Raw genomic sequence first — 21,465 nt, forward strand, 5'->3', positions numbered from 1 at the left:
CTAAACGGCCTTAGCTCTCTTAAATACAGAGCTAAAGCCGCTTAAGACGATTTTTATTATTTCTACTATCTACTTGACAAAGACAAGTTCATTTTGTCCTGGTCTCTTCTCTCATCTTTATAGTTTAAACTGTTGGACTAACCCATTTAGTTGTTCCGCTAATTTAGCTAGTTCTTGTGAGCTTTGTGTTACCTCTTCCATCGAAGCACTTGATTGTTCGGAAGATGCGGAAGTCTCTTCAATACCTGCTGCAGCCTCTTCTGCTACCGCAGCAATATCCTCAATCGAACCATTCATTTCCTGACTTTGTCCCATAATACCTGTCAATTTATCACGGACGGATGTGATAATATCGGCCATCTCAATGATGGATTCATTAATACCATCAAATTTCTTACCTGTCTCTTCAATTTGGTTCGTTCCGGCTTCTACTTCTTGATAGCCACTTTGTAGGGCTGTCGCTACAGTGCTAGATTCAGCTTGAATATTTTCCACAATATCTGTAATTTCGACAACAGATTCCGACACTTGTTCTGCAAGTTTACGTACTTCATCGGCAACAACAGCAAAGCCTCGACCATGTTCGCCAGCTCGTGCTGCTTCAATCGCCGCATTTAAAGCAAGTAGGTTTGTCTGATCAGCAACATCTTGAATCACTCCAACGAGTTTTGAAATCTCTTGGGATTGAACATCTAAACCTTGTACTTTTAAGACTGCGTCGTGGACAACCTGATCGATTTTATCCATTTGTTCCTTCGAAGCACGCATGAGCTCGCTTCCCTCATCTGTGGCTACTGTAATGCCTTCCGAGAAATCATGAATATCATCACCGTTTTTATGCAATTCATTAATATCTGACGCAAACGATTGCATCATGGATGATAAATCAGCCGTACTGTGTGCCTGTGTTTCTGACCCTGAGGCCAGTTCTTGCATCGTAGAAGATATTTGCTCCGAACCTGCTTTGACTTCGCCAGCAGACTGCGTTAATTCTTCACTTTGACTAGAGACAGTTGTAGCAACCATATTAATTTCATATAATAGTTGACGCATATTCTCGTTCATATCATTTGTTGATTGCACGAGTTCACCAATTTCATCTTCTGATTTCTTCTCTAGTGGGGGTTGGCTTAAATCGCCTGCTGCAATTAATGTCATACGCTCCATTACAGAACGAATAGAGCGAGTGATTTTTCGCGCTATATATAAAGAAACGGATACGGCTATAGCAATAATAATGACTAATGAAATAAGAATTGGTACAAATATTGTCTGAGCTTGTTTCTTAAAATCTACTTTATTTGCCGCGCCAGCTAAAATCCAATCTAATGTAGGGTTTTTCACAAAACCAATCACGAATTCTTTTTGATCGACATTAAATTCAACAGTTCCTTGTTCACCAAGCTCCATCATTTCTTTATAATAACTTTTTTGGGATTCATCGCGACCAATCTTTTCTTCTTCAACATGTGTAATCCACTTACCTTCTGTATCATAGATAACCGCATAACCAGTTTCTCCAATACGAATATCTTTCACTAAGTCGACTACCGTATCAATGAAAATATCCGCTGCCATGACACCGACTAATTCATTGCCGTTATAATATGCTTTTGAAGCTGTCACAACCATACGCTTTGTCTCTACATCCTCATACGCATCAGACCAAACAACTTCACCTTCCGCTTCAACAGCTTCTTTATACCATGGTCTATCTTTAGCAACGTAGTCATCATCTAAATCACCTTGCGGAAGAACATCTCCCGTTTCTGTACCCGTGTATAAATGACCAATTTCATCATGAGCTTCCTGTGTTTCTAATAAATATGCCACGATATCTTTTTTCTTATCAGCATCATATTCGACAAATAAGTCGTTTTCCGTATAACGATTTAAAATATTTTCGACATTCGTAAAAAATAGTTGAAACGTGTCATTTAAGCTTTCCATTTGAACTTCAACATTTTTAGATAATTCTTCTGTCGTATTATTAACACTAAAATAATAACTTACGAATGATATCGCGCCTCCTGTAAACAAAATTAATATAATAAACGGGATGATAATTTGATTCTGTAACGATTTTTTATAAAACGACAATAAACCACCTGTTTTTTTCTGTTCTTTTTTCACGATCCATTTCCTTTCTGTATCATTCTATTTGCCCCATCATGACATCATGATCGCATTTGATTATATATGGCAACAAGCACAAAATGCTTAAGGTCAGCTATGATTGCTTTTTGTTACTTTTCTCCCATCGCACCTCCATAAAAAAAAGACTACCTCACCTTATCGTGACATAGCCAAAAACACCAAAAAGTTTGGTAGTCTGGCAATCATTGTACGAGTTGTACATTAGACCCATAACTTTGCGTCCTATCCTTTCGAATAGTTTGCCCTTTTCAAATGAATGGCATGTAGTTCATAAGACCTATTCTATCCTGTCTTACATAAATATGCCAATCATATTATTTCAACATCTAAAATGCAATCTAAAGCAAACTTTAATGATTCTTCCCGATGATGAAGATAAACATATCCCGCTTGAACCGCCGTTATTTTTCCGATTACCTTCTTCTTCATAAATTGACTATAGACAATCATCTTAACATCTGCCCCAGAAGATAATGCCTCTGTTAATTTTCGATTCATTTCTATTAAATGTTGTTCATCTAATAATGGTTTCTGCTCTTTCTTTTCATCAGCTAACAATTGCTTTAATGCCTTAACATGCTCTGGTAACATGATGGAGGTCCACTTTTTTGTGCCACGATCTTTGATATGCTCATTCATTTACACAACTTCCCTTCTCGTATCGTAAACAGGTATAAGTGCTAATATATTTTTCATTTTGAACAGTCGCGTTGCGTTTCTTAAATAGCAATAAGCTTGAACACAATCTCCTTTAATTTGAAGGAATTTGATGCGACGCTTTGTCGGGATCCCTTGATCCGATAAATACAATATATCCGCCAACTGATGATAAATCATACACTTCATCACTTCTTTTCGCACGTACGTTCCCTCCCTAGATACCATTTTATCGAACATATGTTTGTTATTCAAGTAGTATAAGATATTAAAAAATCATGACAAAAGTCTATTTTTCGTATAAAATCAAAATAAAAAAGGTTTAGGGGTAATTGCATTGACACGCAAAAAAACGAGGAATTAAATGTCACGAAACATTAAAACCCTTATCACGCCACCATATAGTCGCACTACATATGGCATTGAAGTTAAAACGCTGGAACAGATAAAGGTAATCTAACAAAAATAGAAATAAAACACGAGCTCAAAGAATTTTGGGAGCAGGGTGGACGAGAACATTTCCGAGAAGAAGAAATTTTACTTCCAACGTATGCACAGCACACCAATATCGATCAACAAGAAATTATTGACATGTTGTTAGAACATGTCAATATACGTGCATTAATAGATAAAATCAGTACATCAGAAAATATTGATATCGCATTGATGCATGAATTAGCATTCCTACTTGAGAAACATGTGCGTAAAGAAGAACGCATCATTTTCCCAATGATTGAAAAAGCCCTGCCAGAACATGTTTTACAAAAAATGGCTCCCTATTTACATGAATAATGAATGTTAAGAAAAGGAAACCCGCGAGAGCTTATCATCAATTAAATAATGAAATGGAGAGACGACCAATGAAATTAAGAATAATTATAATCGCAATTGTAGCTTCCTTCATATTAGTTGCGTGTAATAACGCAAGTACGAATGAAGAAAACAGTAATGAAAGCCAAGAAGCCGAGGATATTAAGCAATTAGTACATGACTATAGTATTGGAAAAGCAAATGATGAATCCGCTTCAATTACATCAAAACACTTAATCATTACTGACGGTGATCAGGAGGAAACCATTCTTGATTTACCTAAAGATGAATTTTTTGTTTCCATTGCGCCTTTTATTAATGAAACACATCCATGTACAAATCATAGTTTAACGGGCTGTCAAGGAGAAATGGTTGAACAAACATTTGATGTTTATATTGAAGATTTAGATGGCAAAGTAGTCATTGACGAAACGATGCAATCCCTAGAAAATGGATTTATTGATTTATGGCTACCACGCGATCAAACATTTCGTGTCAAAATAACACATGAAGGAAAAGAAGTTGAATCGGAAATTTCCACTTTTGAAAGCGACGGAACATGTATTACAACGATGCAACTATCGTAGATTCACTTATTTGTATGTGTTCAACCATCTTGTCGGAGTAGCCGAAAAGTCCACTAGAATTAGCAAATGCGGAGAGATACGTTTCAGTTTCTCCGTATTTTGCTTAATAAAAAGATGAATAATATATGATGTTGTACAATTCTAATTGATTACAAAGCTGTTAGAAATGACTCGACGTCATATAAGGCGAGTAACGATACCTCAATTGAATGACTTAAGATTTCCCATGATTGAGTCTAATCGTCAAATCCTCCCCCCAAAAACATCGTTTAAATATTTCAGTACCATATCCCACATCTGAAAGGCACATTTCTGTACCGTTAATGCGAAAGTTAAGACTGCTCGGATTATTATTTTTAAAACAACAAAGACTAAGTGATAAATCAATTAGAAAGACGGTGTTACAAATGGATATCGAAATGAACTATGGTGGTGATTATAAATATATACCCGCACTCTCAATTAGAAGCGGGACAGGAATAGAGGTATTGCCTGATTTATACCAACACACCATTCAAATTGTAAATATCTTCTTATATGGTCATCCTCAAAAAGATGATTTTGTCTTAATAGATGCCGGTATGCCCCATTCAGCTCAAAAAATCATATCTGTAATTCAGGAACGTTTTGGAGAAAACAAGAAACCAAAGGCAATTATTTTAACACATGGTCATTTTGATCATGTCGGTGCGATTATTGAGTTAGTAAACCATTGGAATATTCCTGTCTATGCACATCCATTAGAATTACCATTCTTAACTGGTAAAGAAAGCTATCCTGAACCAGATGCGACAGTAGAAGGCGGACTCATTGCAAAAATGTCGCCCATGTTTCCGATTGAGCCGATTCAATTAGGCAATCATGTACACCCCCTTCCAGCGGATGGTCAAATACCGTATATGCCCGATTTCCACTGGATTCATACGCCTGGTCACTCCCCTGGCCATATTTCCCTCTTTAGGGAAAACGATGGTCTCTTAATCGTTGGCGATGCATTTGTAACCGTCAGACAAGACGCACTATTTAATGTGCTTATCCAACAGAAGGAAATCAATGGACCACCAAGATATTTAACATCAGACTGGCAACAGGCTTGGGATTCTGTCAAAAAATTAGAAGCTTTAAATCCACAAATAGCTGTAACAGGGCATGGTCTTCCAATCAGCGGGGAGGAACTAACGACAGATTTGGCAAAACTCGTGCTTCATTTCAGGGAAATGGCCATACCTGAGTATGGGAAATATTTGAACTAACAATGTTTTGAAAATGTGGATTCAGTCTAAAAAAGAGCCTGCGTGTGAAAATCTCATCACACAGGTTCTTTTATCGTGACATCGTGAAAAATCATTTACATACTAGCTGTGAGTGTTCGTTGTTTCAAAAGAAAAACATTAGACTTTTTGTCGTTCAAAATTTTATCCATAATCTCCTCTACATACAACATAAATTCAGTTTGGGTTCGTTGACGGGGTCTTGGTAAATCAATATGCCTATCCAAACTAATGAACCCATTCTCAATAAGAATGACCCGATCTGCAATAGCTACGGCTTCTTCCACATCATGTGTGACGAGAATCGCTGTAAATTTTTTCTGGTGCCAAAGCGACTCAATTAACTGTTGCATTTCTATTCGTGTAAATGCGTCAAGTGCGCCTAAAGGCTCATCCAGTAATAATAATTTCGGATCATTTACTAATGCCCTTGCTAAAGCGACTCGCTGTTGTTGACCTCCAGACAGTGTTCTTGGCCAATCATTCGCTCTATCTTCAAGCCCTACATTGCGTAAAGCTTCAATTGCTTTTTCCTTTTGTTTATTTGAAATGCCAACCCGTACATTATCAATGACTCGTTGCCACGGAAGCAGCCGGCCATCTTGAAACATTAACCGGGCATTCGTATTTAGATGTTGTAACGGGCTACCATTAATTACAATCGCGCCACTGCTAGGGCCTTCTAATCCCGCTAATAAGCGGAGCAACGTACTTTTACCACAGCCACTCTTACCAACAATCGCGATAAACTCCCCTTCTTGAATTTCAAGATTAATATCTTTTAACACTTCCAACTCTGAAAATGATTTTTGAATACCCGTCAGTTGAATATGAACGGCTTGATCTCTAGCAATCGTCATTGATTTCCCCCACTTTCATTAGGTATCCCATTTTAGTAATTTCCCTTCAAAATACTTGGCAATGACATCAGACAGTTTACCGAGTAATGCATAAAGGACAATACTTAAAACAATGACATCCATTTGCATAAACTCCCTCGCATTCATGGCCATATAACCTATACCTGAATGGGTAGAAATGGTTTCTGCTACAATTAAGGTTAACCACATAACCCCTAATGAAAATCGAATACCTACAAGAATGGAGGACATAGCTCCAGGGAAAATGACCGTAAAAAACAACGTCCTACCTTTAAGACCATATGCTTTCCCCATCTCAATGAGCCCTTTGTCTATCGATTTTATGCCATGATACGTGTTTATATAAACCGGAAATAATACTCCCAATGCCACTAGAAACACTTTGGATGTTTCATCAATTCCAAACCATAAAATAACAAGTGGAATTAATGCGAGATGTGGTATGTTTCTTAACATTTGTACAGACGTATCAAAAAGCAGCTCAGAGTATCGGGATATCCCATTAAAAATACCTAACAAAAACCCAATCATTCCCCCGATGAAAAAACCAAGTAATGCTCTACCTAAACTGACAGATAGATGTTCTAAGAGCTCTCCGGTAGACAAAAGCGTACCTGCAGCCTTAATCACTTCCATCGGTGCTGGTAAAACTCTTTTTGGAATGACTCCAATTGATGAGAGATATTGCCAAAAAGTTAACAAACATAGAGGAACAAGCCAAGGAACCATTTTAGTTGGAAAGTTTTTCAGTCGTTGCTTCAACGTTCAACCTCCTTACTTGTTCATGACATCCCTAACATCAACTTTTTTAGGGATGATATCCAAATCATAAAACAAATCAGCAATATCTTGCTGTTCATTGATAATGTCTTCACTTATATCATCAATGCCGTACAAACGTCTTTCAACTGCTACTTTGACGGATTCCTCATCAAGATTAAGAATCGGAGCGAGCATCGCAATTAATTCGTCATGATTATTATTGGCCCAATCAGATGAATGGGCTACTTCTTCAATAACGATGTCTGGAATATCTTGATGAGCGTTAGCAAATTGTTCTGTCGCGATAAAAAAGTCACGATCTGTTGTCAACCCTTCCCCATCTGTGAGCAAGACACCATCTGAGTGAAGTTCTGTTGAGGCAGTAAATGGATCCCAAACGACCATCGCATCAACATTACCCTGTTCAAAGGCGACACGCGCATCTCCTGGTTGCAAAAATGACGAAGAAATATCGGAATACGCTAAACCCGCCTTCTCCAAAGCTTTAACAATTAAATAATGTGAACTTGATCCCTTCGCAAAGCTGACCCGCTTCCCTTTTAAATCTTCTAGAGAATTAATTGATGAATCTTTCGGTACTAATATACCGCTCCCATGGTATTTTGGTTTTCCAGCTGCCAATGTGACAAAAGGAGTCTCGGCTACTTGAGCAAAAATAACCGGTGTATTTCCAGTTCTACCGATATCAATGCTACCCGAATTGAGGGCCTCCATTAAAGCCGGACCAGATTGAAATTCTTTCCACTCCACTTTGTATCCTAAAGGTGCAAGCCGCTCCTCAAGCGTCCCCAAACCTTTTAAGATAACAAATGGACAGTTTTTCTGATAGCCAATCCGAACAACCTTTTCTTCATATGCATCCGTTGATTTTGCTTCGCCTTCCTTATCACTACAAGCAGTTAAATTGACCATGAAGAAGAGGAGTAAGATGCTGAAACATAATATGGTTACCTTTTTTCTCATACTTTTCCTACCCATCCTTTATCAATAATTGAAACAATACTGATATTAGCCTATGTATGAACAAATAGTAGGTTCCTGTCCATATTCATTTAATTTTCTCCGTAATCACCAATAGAATGTCATCCATTCTAACAACAAGTCGAATTGAGAAAAGAAAGAAATGAGGTTTTTTAAAAAGGGGGGTTGGCGCATTTTTTAAAAGCGAATAGAACGGTAACAATTTATGTCACCATCTAAATCAATCATCCATTTTTATTACGCCAATCAAGCGTGTATACTTCATAATATTGATAGCTATAAATGATATCAACAATGCGTGTTGAGATCCATTGGCTAATCAAAGCAAGGAAAATGATTTCCCAACTAATCACGGCTGCAGTTATAAAGAAAATCGTACAATTAAAGAAAAAGAGTGGCTTTCCCGGGGCGATATTCCGCTTAAAGGCTAACATATAAGCAAGGACACCAAATCCTCCATTAGAAACACCTTGACGCATCAATAATCCTACTCCTATACCAAGAATCACTGAACCGATCACAAGATCGAACAGCAGGTTTCTCTCAGGGATAATCAAATACGTTTCAAAGAAATCAATCGACAGGGATGCAACCGTCATGCCAAAAACAGTCCAGACAGCAAATCGCTTACCAAGATATGTTATACCGAACAATAACAACGAGAAATTCGCCATCCATAGAGCAGGCCCCATAGGAATATTAAATAAATGATTTAATAAAATCGCCACCCCACCTGCACCACCAGATGGAATCGATTGCGGAAACAAAAACAATCCCATTGCTAACCCTTGAATGATTCCACCTAAGAAAACAAATGTACTTTTTTTTGGAAAATCATTCATAAGGTGGCCTCCTCCAAAGACGATTGTTACAAAAAGAACGGACAAACCTTCTTCTCTATTCTTATTCTTACTGATGACGTATCATGACTTGGAACTTTGAAAATCAGAAATGATTGACAATTAAATATTGTTTTTATACACTGCATATAAGGAAAAGTAAGGATTAATCTATATTTACTTTTGATTGGAGGTAAAAAATGTATGAAGCAAAAATAACGAGTAAAGGACAAATTACCATTCCTATTGAAATTAGACGACTGTTGAATCTTCATACGGGTGATAAAATATCATTCAAAGTATGTGAGAAAGGTGTCTTGCTTGATAAATCGTCACGGCCATTAACCATACAGGAACGGTTTGCAAACTATGACTTTAGCCAATTGAAAGAAAATGAAGCAATGAAAGAAATCAATACGGGGGAAGATATAGGAGAGGAAGAAATATGAGTTACAAGGCTAGGCAAGGAGATATTATCATGTTAAACTTTAATCCTCAAAAAGGCTATGAACAAAGCGGAAGAAGACCGGCCGTTGTCGTTAGCAATAACTTTTTCAATCAGCTTAGCAGTCTTGCTTTAGTCTGTCCGATTTCCAACACCGCCTATGACTTCCCACTCAACGTCCCATTAGATAAACGCTTAAAAACAACTGGGTCCATCCTATGTCCCACATATAAAATCACTTGATACAAAAGCACGTCATTCCAAATTCATTGAACAAGTTCCAGATGATATTCTGAGAGAAGTTTTAGAGATTATCCAAAGCCAGTTCTTAATTGAATAATCAAAAAGGAAAAACCTTTTATAAACAACAATCCATTGACTCTTGTCATACTCAAGCCAATGGATTTTATTCACATGATTATTTCTTCATCCACGCTCTTTCATTTCCCACTCTTTTTGTGTATCCTAACGTATCGAATAGTTCCAGTAGTGGAACTAAATTTTTACGGGTGAGTGGTAAAACTTCTCTCGCAGTTTGCAAGTTAAAGTTTTGAATACCCGTATGTTCACTTAGTTTGCTTAACGCTTCGTCTGTCGCTGTTTTAGATATAAGTCGCTCATCATCAAACACATATGCTCGATCTGTTTGAGTAAGAAACAGATAAAATTCCTTTTGTATCTGTGCTGGTATATGGTGTTTGTTAAGGAGTTCATCCCATCTGTTTACTTCAACACCTTGGGCAATCAATTCCTTCTCAACTTGCTTTAACCGTTTCTCCCATTCAGGTGGTAGTGACGGAGACATATGAAACAATGAAATATATTGATTTATTGTTTTAATCATTTCGGCTTCAATTAACTTATTAAAAACAAAGTCAATGAGCTTAAGCGGATATGCTTTTAATTCAGATACAATCTCCGCCTTATTCATCCCGATGCGCATCGGAAATTGCTTATGAAATGTTTGTATAATCGTCGTTATTTGCTCCACAATATATTGAACTGTTGAAGATAGCGTATAAAGGTCACTTTCCACTTCCAATAAATGCTCTTCGACTTCGTTAAATTCCTTTTCCGATATAGCAACTTGTTTTAGAATGTCATCACGTGTTAACATTTTTTCTTCTTCTAATAGCGAGAAGACCCTGTCCTGAGCTGTTCCTTCCTTTTTATGTTTTAACGCCTCGATTGTCATTTCTCCGAAGCGATGTTTTGTTGCGTTTGGCTCAATAACCCAGCCACCACCAATTGTCTCTTTAGGTGTTGGTCTTCTTATGATAAAGCGATCCCCTCTTGTGACAACGACTGGCTCATTCAATTGCAATTGGCACAGAATTTCTTCAGATTCATTCACATTGACTTCATTTCGGTCAAAAAAGATAATTTTTCCCATCACTTCTGCCGTTCCAATATGCAATTTAATCAGTTGACGTTGTTTAATTTTATACTGAATATCTTTTAATGGATGAAAGACAATATCAATCCAGTCGGAAACCGAGAAGAAATCATCTCGAACAAGGACATCTCCTCTAGCGATGTCTTCATAAGAAACACCACCGAGATTAATCGCTGTACGCTGGCCTTTTGAAGCCATTGTTTTTTCTTGATGATGTCTTTGAATTTGGCGGACACGTACTTCTTGACGACTCGGTAAGACGACTAATTTGTCACCCTGTCTGACCTCACCATCGTAAACTGTGCCACGGACAACAACACCTTGACCTTTAACCGTAAACACTTGATCGATTGGCAAACGAAAAGAAGGTTTTGTTTTCCCTTTTTTAACTTCTGTCAACTGCTCTCGTAAGGCAGCTTTTAATTCCGGAATGCCCTTCATAGATATGCTGTCGACAAAGTGTATTGATGCATCTTCTAGAAATGTATTTTTCACATGTTCTTTTATATCATCTAAGACTAAATCAAGTAATTCTTGTTCAACGACATCAACTTTTGTAATGACAATACAGCCTTTTTCAATACCTAATAATGTTAAAATATCTAAATGCTCTTTTGTTTGTGGCATCACACCTTCATCTGCCGCAATCACAAGTAAGACCATATCAATGCCAGCGACACCGGCAATCATTTGTCTAATAAAATCTTCATGGCCGGGAACATCAATGATCGATACTTCAAGCTCATCTTCCTGGATAAAGGGCGCAAAACCAGGTTCAATCGAGATGTTTCTTTCTTTTTCCTCTTTTAAGCGATCTGTCTGGACACCTGTTAACGCTTTTGTTAAAGCCGTCTTCCCATGATCAATATGTCCAGCCATGCCTATCGTAAAATAATTGCTCACAAAGCCCACCTCTTGCTTAAAAAGTTATTATAGTTGTATAATAGATTTAGTATTCATTCACGGGGTCGGATGAGGTACTGGTGTTCTCCTTGGTCTTCAAAACCAATTGGGAGGCGCGTGTCGTCTTCGGTGGGTTCGATTCCCACACGGTCCCGCCAATTAAATACCCCTCATATTTCTTCTTCCATCTGTAAAAATGCTTCAATGACGATATCCAATTCATCCATATGTACCGTTCTAAAGTCCAAGATAACATCATCATGTTTTACGCGAACGATAATGGGGATACGATTAAATCGTAATTTCTCCGCTAGTTCCTTACTTGTATATTGCTGATGATTGACCTTCACGACAAACGTATCAATATCCACATCAGGCATTGTCCCACCGCCTACTTTGGACTTATCACGCTCAATATGAAATGTAAATTCTGTTTCTCTTGACGATACCTTTTCAATAAATGTCTGAGCCTTTTCTAACACAGAATGATCCGTCTCTAATATATCACGAACCGTTGGAATTTCATTTTCGGCCTGTCCTTTTAAATAAGGCTTTAATGTGCCTTCTATTCCAGCTAATGTAAATTTATCGACACGCAACACCCTTGCTAGTTGATGCTTTTTCATTTTTTCAATCAGAGGTTTTTTTCCTACAATAACACCTGCTTGCGGACCACCTAGTAATTTATCACCACTAAAAGAAATCACGTCGATTCCTAAATTGACCTTTTCTTGCACAGTCGGTTCTGTGCCAATCTGATGTTTTTTAAAATCAAACAATGTGCCACTACCGAGATCTTCATATATAGGAATGTTTTTCTCTTTTGATATGTTTACAAGTTCAGTTGTATCGACATCTTTTGTAAAACCAATTAATGAGAAATTACTCTTATGGACTTTCATAAGTAGTGCTGTTTCTTCTGTAATCGCGCGTTCATAGTCACTAGCATACGTTTTATTCGTCGTTCCTACTTCTACTAATTTGGCTCCGCTTTCTTCCATAATTGCCGAGATTCGAAAGGAGCCACCAATCTCAACAAGCTCGCCACGAGACACAATAACCTCTTGATCACAAGCAAGCGCTTTTAGTACTAAATAAACAGCTGCCGCGTTATTATTCACGACCATCGCCGCTTCAGCACCGGTTATTTGTTTTAAATAATCTTCAACGATATCATGCCTTGAACCACGTTTACCAGTTGATAATTGATATTCGAGAGTGGAATAAGAAGAAGCCGTATTCGAAATATGCTCAATCGCTCGTTTACTCAAACGCGCTCTTCCTAAATTTGTATGTAAAACAACACCTGTCGCATTCACGACTTTTTGTAAATTGTTTTTTTTGAACGCCTGTACCTTCTGTTCAAGCGCATCAAAAATAAGCTCAGTTAACTTTTCTCTATTTAATGTTTGGTCTGTTATTTTATTGCTTCTTATTTTATTTCTCATGAGATCTACTTGTTCATCCAGCCATTCCGTCAGCACATCTTCTGCTATGTCTATGTTTAAAACCATTTCTGTAAAACGCGAATGTGCTTTTAATTCATGAATCGCTGGCAAATGGCGAAGAATATTCATTATGCACACCATCCAAATTCGTTTATTCGCTTTTTTCTGTTAGACAAACTATACTTTTATTATGACATATATATTTTTATTGTACAAAAGGGGGGTATCAAAATGAGCGATCAAGTAAAGTTAACGACACTATCTACTAAAGCAGGATGAGGCTGCAAAATCGGTCCAAGTGACCTAGCGCAAGTTTTGCGTTACTTACCTCAAAATCATCATGATCCAAACGTCATTGTCGGGTTAGATCATGCCGATGACGGTAGTGTGTATAAACTAACAGATGATATCGCACTTATTCAGACGGTTGACTTTTTTACCCCTGTCGTAAATGACCCTTATAAGTACGGGCAAATTGCGGCTGCCAACTCATTAAGTGATGTATATGCAATGGGAGGTACACCGAAGACGGTGTTAAATATCGTTGCCTATCCAATGCCTGATATCGGTCCTGAAATATTAGCTAAAATATTACAAGGTTCTAGTGATAAAGTGAAAGAAGCTGGCGCACAAGTTGTCGGTGGACACTCTGTTATTGATAATGAACCGAAATTCGGTCTCTCTGTTACAGGTATCGTTCATCCTGAAAAATTTTATAGAAATAGTGGTGCAAAGCCAGGAGACGTTCTTATATTAACGAAACCAATTGGCATAGGAATTCTGACAACTGGTATTAAACGCGGTGTTCTATCTGACGAGAAAACTGAACTCGTAACTGAAGTGATGTGTACATTAAATAAATACGCGGCTGAGACGTTAAGAGATTTTCACCCACACGCTGTAACCGATATTACGGGATTCGGATTACTCGGACATGCTTATGAGATGGCTGAAGGTAGTCATGTCAGCTTAGTAATTGAAAATGAAGAAATCCCTGTCTTACCTGGGACGAAAGAACTCGCTGAAGAACACGTCATTCCAGGAGGCTCTTGGGAAAATCATCGCTGGCTCATCGATGTCGTTCAATACCCTGAAAACATGGCAGAGATTGAACAAGTTATTTTATGTGATGCGATTACATCTGGTGGTTTACTCATCAGTTTACCAAAAGAAGAAGCACAGCCATATATCCAACAACTTAAAAACAATCATGGCATCGAAGCGAAAGTGATTGGAGAAGTCATCGAGCAAAAAGAAAAAGCTATTTACGTCAAGTAAGCACTCCCTCTACACCCTTTTCATCATGTTTGATACGGATGTAGAGGGAGTAATTTATTGACCATTATTTTTTTACACCTTATAATACACATAGCCCTATATGTATTATTTATTTGTTGTTCATAGGATTATATTAGGAGCGTGATGATTGTGGAAGATAAAAAACAAGATTGTCAACTAAATGGAGGATGAGGGATTAGCAAAAAGAACCCCACACAAAAAAGCTTCCCTCCGATTTGACCTGGGGTACTTGTTTGGCTCCTGGTAGGAGTCGCCATTTTAATTTCCAAGATTTTTTTCTAATGATGAATTGAAACATCTATCATCCATACACTGAAACATACGATGCTCTTAATATGAAAAATCATGTTATTAAGGAAAATAGAAAGGTGGAATTTACTGTGATTAAAGTGACAGATGCTGCAATGAAGCAGATTAAAGAAGAATTAGAAAACTTTGAACCAGAAACGAAGGAAAGTTACCTCCGCATTCATATGGGCTATGGCTGAGGTGGTCCAAGACTACAATTGGCTCTGGTAGAGTCAACAAGCCCTAATGATTCAGTCACAGAAATTGATGGCATAAAATTTGTTGTTGATAAAGGTCAAGCCGTATATTTCGAAAATACTAAATTAGATTTTGTAAAAAGTATGTTCGGTTTTGGCGAATTTCGACTCGTCAATCGTTAATTAAGCAAGAAACAGCTGCACCATTCCTTTTGGTGTGGCTCTTTTTGTATAAGTAGAACGCATAGAACGAAGATTGTTAGGGGGAAGCGGTATGCAAGAGATGTATCTAAAATATATTCACTCAACAGCCATGCAAGAAAAATTATACAAACGGACACTAACAGTCGTTGTCATGTCACAAATTTTCGGCGGGGCAGGACTTGCTGCTGGAATTACCGTCGGAGCATTAATTGCTCAAGATATGCTCGGGACAACGAGTTACGCCGGACTTCCAGCTGCATTATTTACACTCGGATCTGCTTTATCTGCTTTTCTAGTCGGTCGACTATCACAGCGTTTCGGACGGAGACAAGGGTTATCTTTAGGCTTTATTACAGGTGGAGTTGGAGCGATTGGTGTCATCATAGCAGCTGTTATAAACAATATTTGGCTGCTCTTTTTTGCATTATTTATCTACGGAGCCGGTACGTCGACGAATTTACAAGCACGATACGCCGGAGCAGATTTAGCAAATGAAAAACAACGTGCCACAGCAGTTAGTATTGCTATGGTTTCAACAACGCTCGGAGCAGTAGCCGGTCCAAACATGGTCACACCGATGGGAAAGGTTGCATCATTAATGAACATCCCCCCACTAGCTGGACCGTTTATATTAGCAGCGGTAGCTTATATTCTTGCAGGGCTAACATTATTTATCTACTTACGCCCTGATCCATTTTTAGTTGCGAAAGCCATTGCTGAAGAACGAGAAAAACAAGCACATAACATGGGACAAGAAACTGACGAATTGAGCGAAGCCAAGAGTAATCGTGTTGGCATTGTTGTCGGTGCACTCGTACTCGTTTTGTCACATGTCGTTATGGTTGCGATTATGACAATGACCCCCATCCATATGCAAGATCATGGAACAGGTTTAACAGCAGTTGGTATTGTCATCGGTCTACATATCGCCGCCATGTACTTACCTTCTGTTTTGACCGGTCGGTTAGTCGATAAACTTGGACGCCATGTGATGGTCTTTGCATCCGGTATAACACTTGCCATTTCTGGATTAATGGCTGCTTTTGCACCTGGTGAATCCCTCTTTTGGATGGCTTTTGCCTTAATTTTACTAGGTATTGGTTGGAACTTCGGACTTATTAGTGGAACAGCCATTATCGTTGATTCAACAAATATGCAGATTCGCGCCCAAACACAAGGTTCTGTCGATGTTTGGGTCGCCTTAGGTGGAACCGCCGGTAGTCTTCTATCAGGTGTTATCGTAGCATACTCTAGTTATGCCATGCTCGGCTTTCTCGGTACGTATTTATCGATTTTATTAATTGCTATTATTATTTGGGAGCGAATGAAAGATAAACGACATGTAGATAGTTAACAACTAATGAAGAGAGTCGGACATAACCTAGAAATAAGCATGTTTTATAGTTTTTTCCTTATGCGTGCGCCAGCCTCTCTTTTTACCAGTGTTAAAGTGACGGGGTCATTTGAGTTACCTAGCGTTTTCGGATCCAATGTGAGGTAATTCGAGAGACCAACACAGACTTACATGCCATTGAAGACTTCAATGCGAGGTAACTCAAGAAACCAACACAGACTTACATGCTATTGACGGCTCCAATGCGAGGTAACTCGAGAATCCCAGACCGACTTACATACCATTGGCGACTTCAATGTGAGGTAACCCGAGAAACCAACACAGACTTACATGCCATTGACGGCTTCAATGCGAGGTAACCCAAGAATCCCAGACCGACTTACATACCATTGACGGCTCCAATGTGAGGTAACCCGAGAAATCAACACAGACTTACATACCATTGGCGACTTCAATGTGAGGTAACTTGAGCAACCAACGCAGACTTACATACCATTGACGGATTCAATGCGATACTATAGAAAAAAGACACGATATAAACGAACAAATCAAAAGGCGCCATTTTTGAATATTTCCCCAAAGTCATTGATCCATATACCTTTATAACAGTTATAATAAAACGGCTTTAGCTCTAAATACAGAGCAAAAGCCGTTTTTATTATTTCCACTGCCTACTTAATAATCGGCAGTTCACATTTTGTCCCAGCTTCTTTTAACATCATCGATTATTTAAAAAGGTCTATCAGTTTAGCCCAAAACCCTTTTTCTTCCGTCTCCTCTTCTTCAACCGATTCTACTTCCTCTATTTCAATACGTTCAGTTTGTAACACGAATTGGACAACACCGATGTTCTTATTTTTGTCTGACATAAATGATACGGGTTCAAAATCAGAGAAATCATACGCTTCTAATTTCTCCTTGATTTCTGATTCCATTTGACCTGGTAAATCAGCGGTAGACTCTTGTAATGCCTTCGTACCATTATACAGTTCACCTGTCCCTTTACTTAAAGTAGAAACGCCATCTGATAATTGTTGAATGCCATCATCAAGCTTATCATAAGATGTCGTTAACGTACTTACGCCCCCTGTATAACGGACTAAGCCGTCATGGAAAGCTTGATATTCGGTTGCTAGAGTCGATAAGCCGTTCTGTAACTCTTCTAGTAAAGTCAGTTGCTCGGTGTTTTTCATAGCCTGATCCATCGCATCGGACATTGTCTTTAGTTGATTTTCCATTTCATATATTGGATAAGATAGGTGTTTCAACGTCTCGGATACAGCGTCAAACCCGTCCTTAACAGCAAGATATGTTTTTTTAGCTGTTTGAGCGGCGATATATGTTTTAACTAGTTGATTGACAACTTGAGCATCTGCATCACTTTCATATAATGCCTGAATTTGCTCTTCACTAATAGACCCCTCTGGAATTTGCAGCATAACCCGATCTAATTGGTTATATACTTTTCCGTAGTTTTCTTGTAGCATATCGAGTCCATTAGCTGTCTCTTTTAAACCACTAGCGATTTTTCGTAGACCTTTCGGAAGAGCTTTCATCTCACTTATGTCTGGTACATCCATATTTTCATGCATAGAGCCATTTACCATTTGTAAAATATCACGAATTTCTTTGGAACCATCAACTAATTGTTGTGAAGATTGATCGAGCTTATTAAGTCCATTCCGATAATCTTTAGACCCCTTACTTAATTCTGAAGCACCAGCATTAAGGTCAGTAATCCCTTTATTTAATTCATAAACACCATCATTCACATCTTTAATCGCATCAGATAAGGACTGCATATCACCTATCATAGTTCCTAAATCCGGATCATCAATCGCTAAATTAGCAGGCAGTGCAGAAATATTAATCGGATCCATTTCAAAATTTATTACATGAGTCGTTATAATAAATTCTTCTTCCTGTTCAGGCATCACTGTAAACGTGATTTGTTTATCCTTTCCGACATTTGCCTCTGTTCCCTCTGGAGCTTGAATATTGTTACATATAGCCGGATCCAATGTAAGCGATATTTGCAATAAATAATTTTCAAAGAATAAAGGATTTACTTTCTTATTAGCAGATGTGGCGATTTGAATCTCAAGAAAACCACTTTGTCCTGCTAATTCTTCTACTTCTACCTTTTTACCATCTAATAAATAATTTATTACAATATCCCATGGAAGTGATTGATGGTGTAACTCACCTTGATAATAAAATTCCCCTTCATCCGCGTGAAATTGAACTTTTCCATCTTCGGATTGCTTCATATCCGTTAAGTCAGTCAAATTCCGTATATCTATATACGCACCGTAATCCTCAATCATTCCTGGTTTAGTCATATGAAACGTATTGACGACATATAGATTCTGTTTTTTACCATAGACATCTAAGTTTCCATAGATGACTTCATCTTTTGTATCGTATTCTCCGCGCTCCGTTTTTCTATCCGTTTGTTCCTTCGATAAAACAGTAAACGGAAACATGATAAACAATAAAAGGACAATTATTAAAACAGACAACCCTTGTTTTCTTCGCAAATCATCACTTCCCTTTATAAAAATTTGCTTTTCGTGTTGTTTTTTCGATCAATCGGTCAAATATGACGAGTAATGCTGGTAAAAAGAGAATCACAAGCAGAAACGCTAATAATGTTCCCCGTCCAAGTAAAAGGCCAATTGACGATATAATTGGGTCGGTTGATGTTAACCATAAAATAAAACCAACACTTGAAAGAATGGACGCAGAAACGCCAATTGAAAAAATCTTTTCGTTGATTGTTTTTATAATAGCTGCTTTAGCGCTCATCTCTTTTCGGTTATTCGTATAATCTTCTGTAAATAAAATTGCATAATCAACTGTCGCAGCTAGCTGAACGATACTAATAATTAAATAACCAATATAAACAAGCGGGTCATCCGTAAAGTACGGAACAGCTAAATTAATCCATACGGAACTTTGGATGGTAAGTATTAAAACAATTGGAATAGATAAAGAGCGAAATGTCATGAGTAAGACGAGCGCAATCATCACAACGGTTAGTCCATTCACTAGCACATTGTCTTTCTCAACGATCTTTTTCATATCATATAATGTGACACTTTCTCCAGTAACATGGTAATCATCTTCGTAAAATTTCTCCGTCATAGATTGAACGTCTTCAACTAAAGCAAATGCTTCTTTTCCCTCTGCATCTGTTGTCGTATTCAATATCAGTCGACTGTAATTTTCAGAGAAAAACTGCTCTTTCACCGATTCATCCAGATATTCTGGTGGAATTGTAGAACCAATCATGTTCGTATAAAAAATCGTACTTTTCACTTGTTTGAGATTACTCAGCTCATCAATAAGCTCTGCTTCTCTAGCAAGATCACCCTTTGGTACTAATAAAACGATCGGCGTAAATTTACCAAATGCCGCCTCAATTTCCATCACATCTTTCCCTGCTCGTGTATCCTCTGGTAATTCTCCCATTCCATATATAAAGTTCGTCTTGCTTTGGGCAAGAAAGGCAGGAACAACGAGGATAGCTATCATTAAAAGAACAGGCAAACGTAATTTTATAATATGTTTCCCTATTTTGTATTTACTTGGCAACCATTGTCTATGTTGTGTTTTATCAATATAGCGATAGAACATTAATGTCAATGCTGGTAAAAAGATCATCACACTTAAAAAGCTAAGTAAAATACCTTTAACGAGATTCAGACCTAAATCAGCACCAATTTCAAAATCCATTAAGGTAAGCGCCATAAATCCAAAAAATGTCGTTGAAGCACTTGCTGCAATAGCTGGAAAAGATCTTTTCATTGCCAATTGCATCGCTTTTTCTGGACTTTCAAGCCTTTTCCTATAATCATCAAAACTATGTAGTAAAAAGATAGCATAATCAAGAGAGACTGCTAACTGCAAAATAGGTGCGACCGCTTGTGATATGAAGGAAATTTCACCAATAAAAATATTCGTTCCCATATTAATTAAAACGGAAATGCCGATTGCCATTAAGAAAAATACTGGCTCAATCCAGGATCTCGTAGATAACAAAAGGATGATAATAATAATCGGTACAAGAATCGCTGCTGCATTGAATGTTTCTTGTCCAGTCGCCTTTTGGGAAATGGCTGTATTTAACGCATCCCCCGCCATCGCATTTTTCTCTCCAATAACGTCATAAATCGCATCTGTCGCTTCTACTTCTTTACCTTCGTCAACATGGAAAGTAAACAAGGCATGCCCATCTTTATAATATGTTTCCACCAGATCTGTATCCATCATTTCAATCGGTATCTTTATATCCATGGCATCATCAAGCCAAGTCAACTTAGACACGCCATCAATCGCTTCAATGCTTTCCTTATAATCAAGTGCCTCTTGGATACTAACATCTTTTATCATGACACGGGTATTGTCCACATCCCCGGCAAACTCTTCTTCCATCACATCAATAGCAATCGTTGATGGTGCGTTTTTCGGTAAATAATCAAACATACTATAATTTACCGAAACCCCGAACTGCACGACAACACTAACAAGCGCAAAAACGATAAAGACAGTCACGATAGATTTTTTATACTTTAAAATACGTGTCGTTAAATCGATGACGTCCACCCTCTCTATACAGAAACTAAATCATCATATATATTTTGTCGTATGAAAAATATTTGTTCATCATGTTTATTTTACTGTCATCATCTATGAAATTCAAAGAACCTCGCTTTTTTATTTATATGCAAAAAAATAACGCTCAAGACGAGAGCATTATTTTACAATAAGTATTTTATTAAGGAGCTAAGTGTAAGACGCATTCACAAAAATTGACTTGTTTTTCATGTGTTTTTTCCATTGCTAATCTCGCTATTGATTGCGCTAGTAAAAGTTCAACCAAAAATGCAAGAAAAAGTTCCTAGCAGCCTTCGTATTTAACGAGAGGTAGTTTACAGCCACTTGATCTGATTAGGAACATAT

Annotated in this window: 19 protein-coding genes, 1 tRNA gene and 1 riboswitch; of the genes, 9 read left to right on the forward strand and 11 right to left on the reverse strand. The window is 37.8% G+C overall.

Annotated elements, in window-relative coordinates:
- Window positions 1-117: 117 nt before the first annotated feature.
- The 3 genes from VIG73_RS04740 to VIG73_RS04750 all read right to left on the reverse strand — a co-directional run bounded on the left by VIG73_RS04740 (window position 118) and on the right by VIG73_RS04750 (window position 3,018).
- Window positions 118-2,133, reverse strand: coding sequence for a methyl-accepting chemotaxis protein (locus tag VIG73_RS04740; RefSeq protein WP_331639480.1), 2,016 nt, complete (start codon window positions 2,131-2,133; stop codon window positions 118-120).
- 190 nt (window positions 2,134-2,323) lie between these two features.
- Window positions 2,324-2,411: riboswitch (cyclic di-GMP riboswitch) on the reverse strand.
- A 55-nt stretch (window positions 2,412-2,466) separates the two neighbouring features.
- The gene (locus tag VIG73_RS04745) at window positions 2,467-2,796 is read right to left on the reverse strand and encodes a YolD-like family protein (RefSeq protein WP_331639482.1); all 330 of its coding nucleotides are present in this window, start codon (window positions 2,794-2,796) and stop codon (window positions 2,467-2,469) included.
- Window positions 2,797-3,018, reverse strand: coding sequence for a transcriptional regulator (locus VIG73_RS04750; protein ID WP_331639484.1), 222 nt, complete (start codon window positions 3,016-3,018; stop codon window positions 2,797-2,799).
- 267 nt (window positions 3,019-3,285) lie between these two features.
- On the opposite strand from VIG73_RS04750, the gene VIG73_RS04755 reads away from it, so the two are divergent.
- The 3 genes from VIG73_RS04755 (at window position 3,286) to VIG73_RS04765 (ending at window position 5,464) form a co-directional block, all read left to right on the forward strand.
- Window positions 3,286-3,606, forward strand: a complete 321-nt coding sequence (locus VIG73_RS04755) for a hemerythrin domain-containing protein (protein ID WP_331639535.1) — start codon at window positions 3,286-3,288, stop codon at window positions 3,604-3,606.
- A 68-nt stretch (window positions 3,607-3,674) separates the two neighbouring features.
- Window positions 3,675-4,211 (forward strand): CueP family metal-binding protein, encoded by a 537-nt coding sequence (locus VIG73_RS04760; protein ID WP_331639486.1) that lies wholly within the window; start codon window positions 3,675-3,677, stop codon window positions 4,209-4,211.
- A gap of 407 nt (window positions 4,212-4,618) precedes the next feature.
- A complete protein-coding gene (locus tag VIG73_RS04765) occupies window positions 4,619-5,464 on the forward strand; it encodes an MBL fold metallo-hydrolase (RefSeq protein ID WP_331639537.1) in 846 nt (281 codons plus the stop codon).
- Between the two features lie 95 nt (window positions 5,465-5,559).
- Here VIG73_RS04765 and VIG73_RS04770 read toward each other — a convergent pair whose 3' ends face one another.
- The 4 genes from VIG73_RS04770 to VIG73_RS04785 form a co-directional block, all read right to left on the reverse strand.
- Window positions 5,560-6,342 carry an ATP-binding cassette domain-containing protein gene (locus VIG73_RS04770; RefSeq protein ID WP_331639488.1) on the reverse strand — a complete coding sequence of 261 codons (783 nt, stop codon included), beginning with the start codon at window positions 6,340-6,342 and terminating at the stop codon, window positions 5,560-5,562.
- A gap of 18 nt (window positions 6,343-6,360) precedes the next feature.
- Window positions 6,361-7,125: an aliphatic sulfonate ABC transporter permease SsuC gene (gene ssuC, locus VIG73_RS04775; protein WP_331639491.1), complete on the reverse strand. Its 765-nt coding sequence runs from the start codon at window positions 7,123-7,125 to the stop codon at window positions 6,361-6,363.
- 12 nt (window positions 7,126-7,137) lie between these two features.
- Entirely contained in the window at window positions 7,138-8,109 is a 972-nt protein-coding gene (locus VIG73_RS04780) for a sulfonate ABC transporter substrate-binding protein (protein ID WP_331639493.1), read from the reverse strand.
- Window positions 8,110-8,351: 242 nt separating this feature from the next.
- Complete coding sequence (locus VIG73_RS04785; RefSeq protein WP_331639495.1) at window positions 8,352-8,969, reverse strand: YitT family protein; 618 nt, start codon at window positions 8,967-8,969, stop codon at window positions 8,352-8,354.
- A gap of 197 nt (window positions 8,970-9,166) precedes the next feature.
- Between VIG73_RS04785 and VIG73_RS04790 the strand changes: the two genes are divergently transcribed.
- A complete protein-coding gene (locus tag VIG73_RS04790; RefSeq protein ID WP_331639497.1) occupies window positions 9,167-9,415 on the forward strand; it encodes an AbrB/MazE/SpoVT family DNA-binding domain-containing protein in 249 nt (82 codons plus the stop codon).
- Window positions 9,412-9,654: a type II toxin-antitoxin system PemK/MazF family toxin gene (locus VIG73_RS04795; protein ID WP_331639499.1), complete on the forward strand. Its 243-nt coding sequence runs from the start codon at window positions 9,412-9,414 to the stop codon at window positions 9,652-9,654. Before VIG73_RS04790 ends, VIG73_RS04795 begins: the two co-directional genes overlap by 4 nt.
- Before the next feature lie 175 nt (window positions 9,655-9,829).
- On the opposite strand, the gene selB is transcribed toward VIG73_RS04795, so the two are convergent.
- A complete protein-coding gene (gene selB, locus VIG73_RS04800) occupies window positions 9,830-11,710 on the reverse strand; it encodes a selenocysteine-specific translation elongation factor (RefSeq protein WP_331639501.1) in 1,881 nt (626 codons plus the stop codon).
- Window positions 11,711-11,771: 61 nt separating this feature from the next.
- On the opposite strand from selB, the gene VIG73_RS04805 reads away from it, so the two are divergent.
- Window positions 11,772-11,868: transfer RNA gene (locus VIG73_RS04805), tRNA-Sec, on the forward strand.
- A gap of 12 nt (window positions 11,869-11,880) precedes the next feature.
- Here VIG73_RS04805 and selA read toward each other — a convergent pair.
- On the reverse strand, window positions 11,881-13,287 hold the full coding sequence (selA, locus tag VIG73_RS04810; protein ID WP_331639503.1) for an L-seryl-tRNA(Sec) selenium transferase: 1,407 nt from the start codon (window positions 13,285-13,287) through the stop codon (window positions 11,881-11,883).
- 102 nt (window positions 13,288-13,389) lie between these two features.
- On the opposite strand from selA, the gene selD reads away from it, so the two are divergent.
- The 3 genes from selD (at window position 13,390) to VIG73_RS04825 (ending at window position 16,500) form a co-directional block, all read left to right on the forward strand.
- Window positions 13,390-14,436 (forward strand): selenide, water dikinase SelD, encoded by a 1,047-nt coding sequence (gene selD / locus VIG73_RS04815; RefSeq protein ID WP_331639505.1) that lies wholly within the window; start codon window positions 13,390-13,392, stop codon window positions 14,434-14,436.
- Window positions 14,437-14,963: 527 nt separating this feature from the next.
- A complete protein-coding gene (locus VIG73_RS04820; RefSeq protein ID WP_331639507.1) occupies window positions 14,964-15,125 on the forward strand; it encodes a hypothetical protein in 162 nt (53 codons plus the stop codon).
- A 91-nt stretch (window positions 15,126-15,216) separates the two neighbouring features.
- The gene (locus VIG73_RS04825; RefSeq protein WP_331639509.1) at window positions 15,217-16,500 is read left to right on the forward strand and encodes an MFS transporter; all 1,284 of its coding nucleotides are present in this window, start codon (window positions 15,217-15,219) and stop codon (window positions 16,498-16,500) included.
- 725 nt (window positions 16,501-17,225) lie between these two features.
- Here the strand turns inward: VIG73_RS04825 and VIG73_RS04830 are convergent.
- Window positions 17,226-19,040, reverse strand: coding sequence for a YhgE/Pip domain-containing protein (locus tag VIG73_RS04830; protein ID WP_331639511.1), 1,815 nt, complete (start codon window positions 19,038-19,040; stop codon window positions 17,226-17,228).
- Window positions 19,041-19,044: 4 nt separating this feature from the next.
- Window positions 19,045-20,988 carry an efflux RND transporter permease subunit gene (locus VIG73_RS04835; RefSeq protein WP_331639539.1) on the reverse strand — a complete coding sequence of 648 codons (1,944 nt, stop codon included), beginning with the start codon at window positions 20,986-20,988 and terminating at the stop codon, window positions 19,045-19,047.
- Window positions 20,989-21,465: the final 477 nt, after the last annotated feature.

Origin of the sequence: Cerasibacillus sp. (genome assembly GCF_036516575.1) — a bacterium.
Taxonomy (GTDB): Bacteria; Bacillota; Bacilli; order Bacillales; family Amphibacillaceae; genus Cerasibacillus.

Excerpts from the sequence above, each read along its gene's own strand:
- VIG73_RS04745 (WP_331639482.1), bottom strand. The coding sequence starts at position 2,796 with ATGAATGAGCATATCAAAGATCGTGGCACAAAAAAGTGGACCTCCATC.
- VIG73_RS04760 (WP_331639486.1), top strand. The coding sequence starts at position 3,675 with ATGAAATTAAGAATAATTATAATCGCAATTGTAGCTTCCTTCATATTA.
- VIG73_RS04765 (WP_331639537.1), top strand. The coding sequence starts at position 4,619 with ATGGATATCGAAATGAACTATGGTGGTGATTATAAATATATACCCGCA.
- VIG73_RS04770 (WP_331639488.1), bottom strand. The coding sequence starts at position 6,342 with ATGACGATTGCTAGAGATCAAGCCGTTCATATTCAACTGACGGGTATT.
- VIG73_RS04780 (WP_331639493.1), bottom strand. The coding sequence starts at position 8,109 with ATGAGAAAAAAGGTAACCATATTATGTTTCAGCATCTTACTCCTCTTC.
- VIG73_RS04785 (WP_331639495.1), bottom strand. The coding sequence starts at position 8,969 with ATGAATGATTTTCCAAAAAAAAGTACATTTGTTTTCTTAGGTGGAATC.
- VIG73_RS04790 (WP_331639497.1), top strand. The coding sequence starts at position 9,167 with ATGTATGAAGCAAAAATAACGAGTAAAGGACAAATTACCATTCCTATT.
- VIG73_RS04795 (WP_331639499.1), top strand. The coding sequence starts at position 9,412 with ATGAGTTACAAGGCTAGGCAAGGAGATATTATCATGTTAAACTTTAAT.
- selA (WP_331639503.1), bottom strand. The coding sequence starts at position 13,287 with ATGAATATTCTTCGCCATTTGCCAGCGATTCATGAATTAAAAGCACAT.
- VIG73_RS04825 (WP_331639509.1), top strand. The coding sequence starts at position 15,217 with ATGCAAGAGATGTATCTAAAATATATTCACTCAACAGCCATGCAAGAA.
- VIG73_RS04835 (WP_331639539.1), bottom strand. The coding sequence starts at position 20,988 with ATGTTTGATTATTTACCGAAAAACGCACCATCAACGATTGCTATTGAT.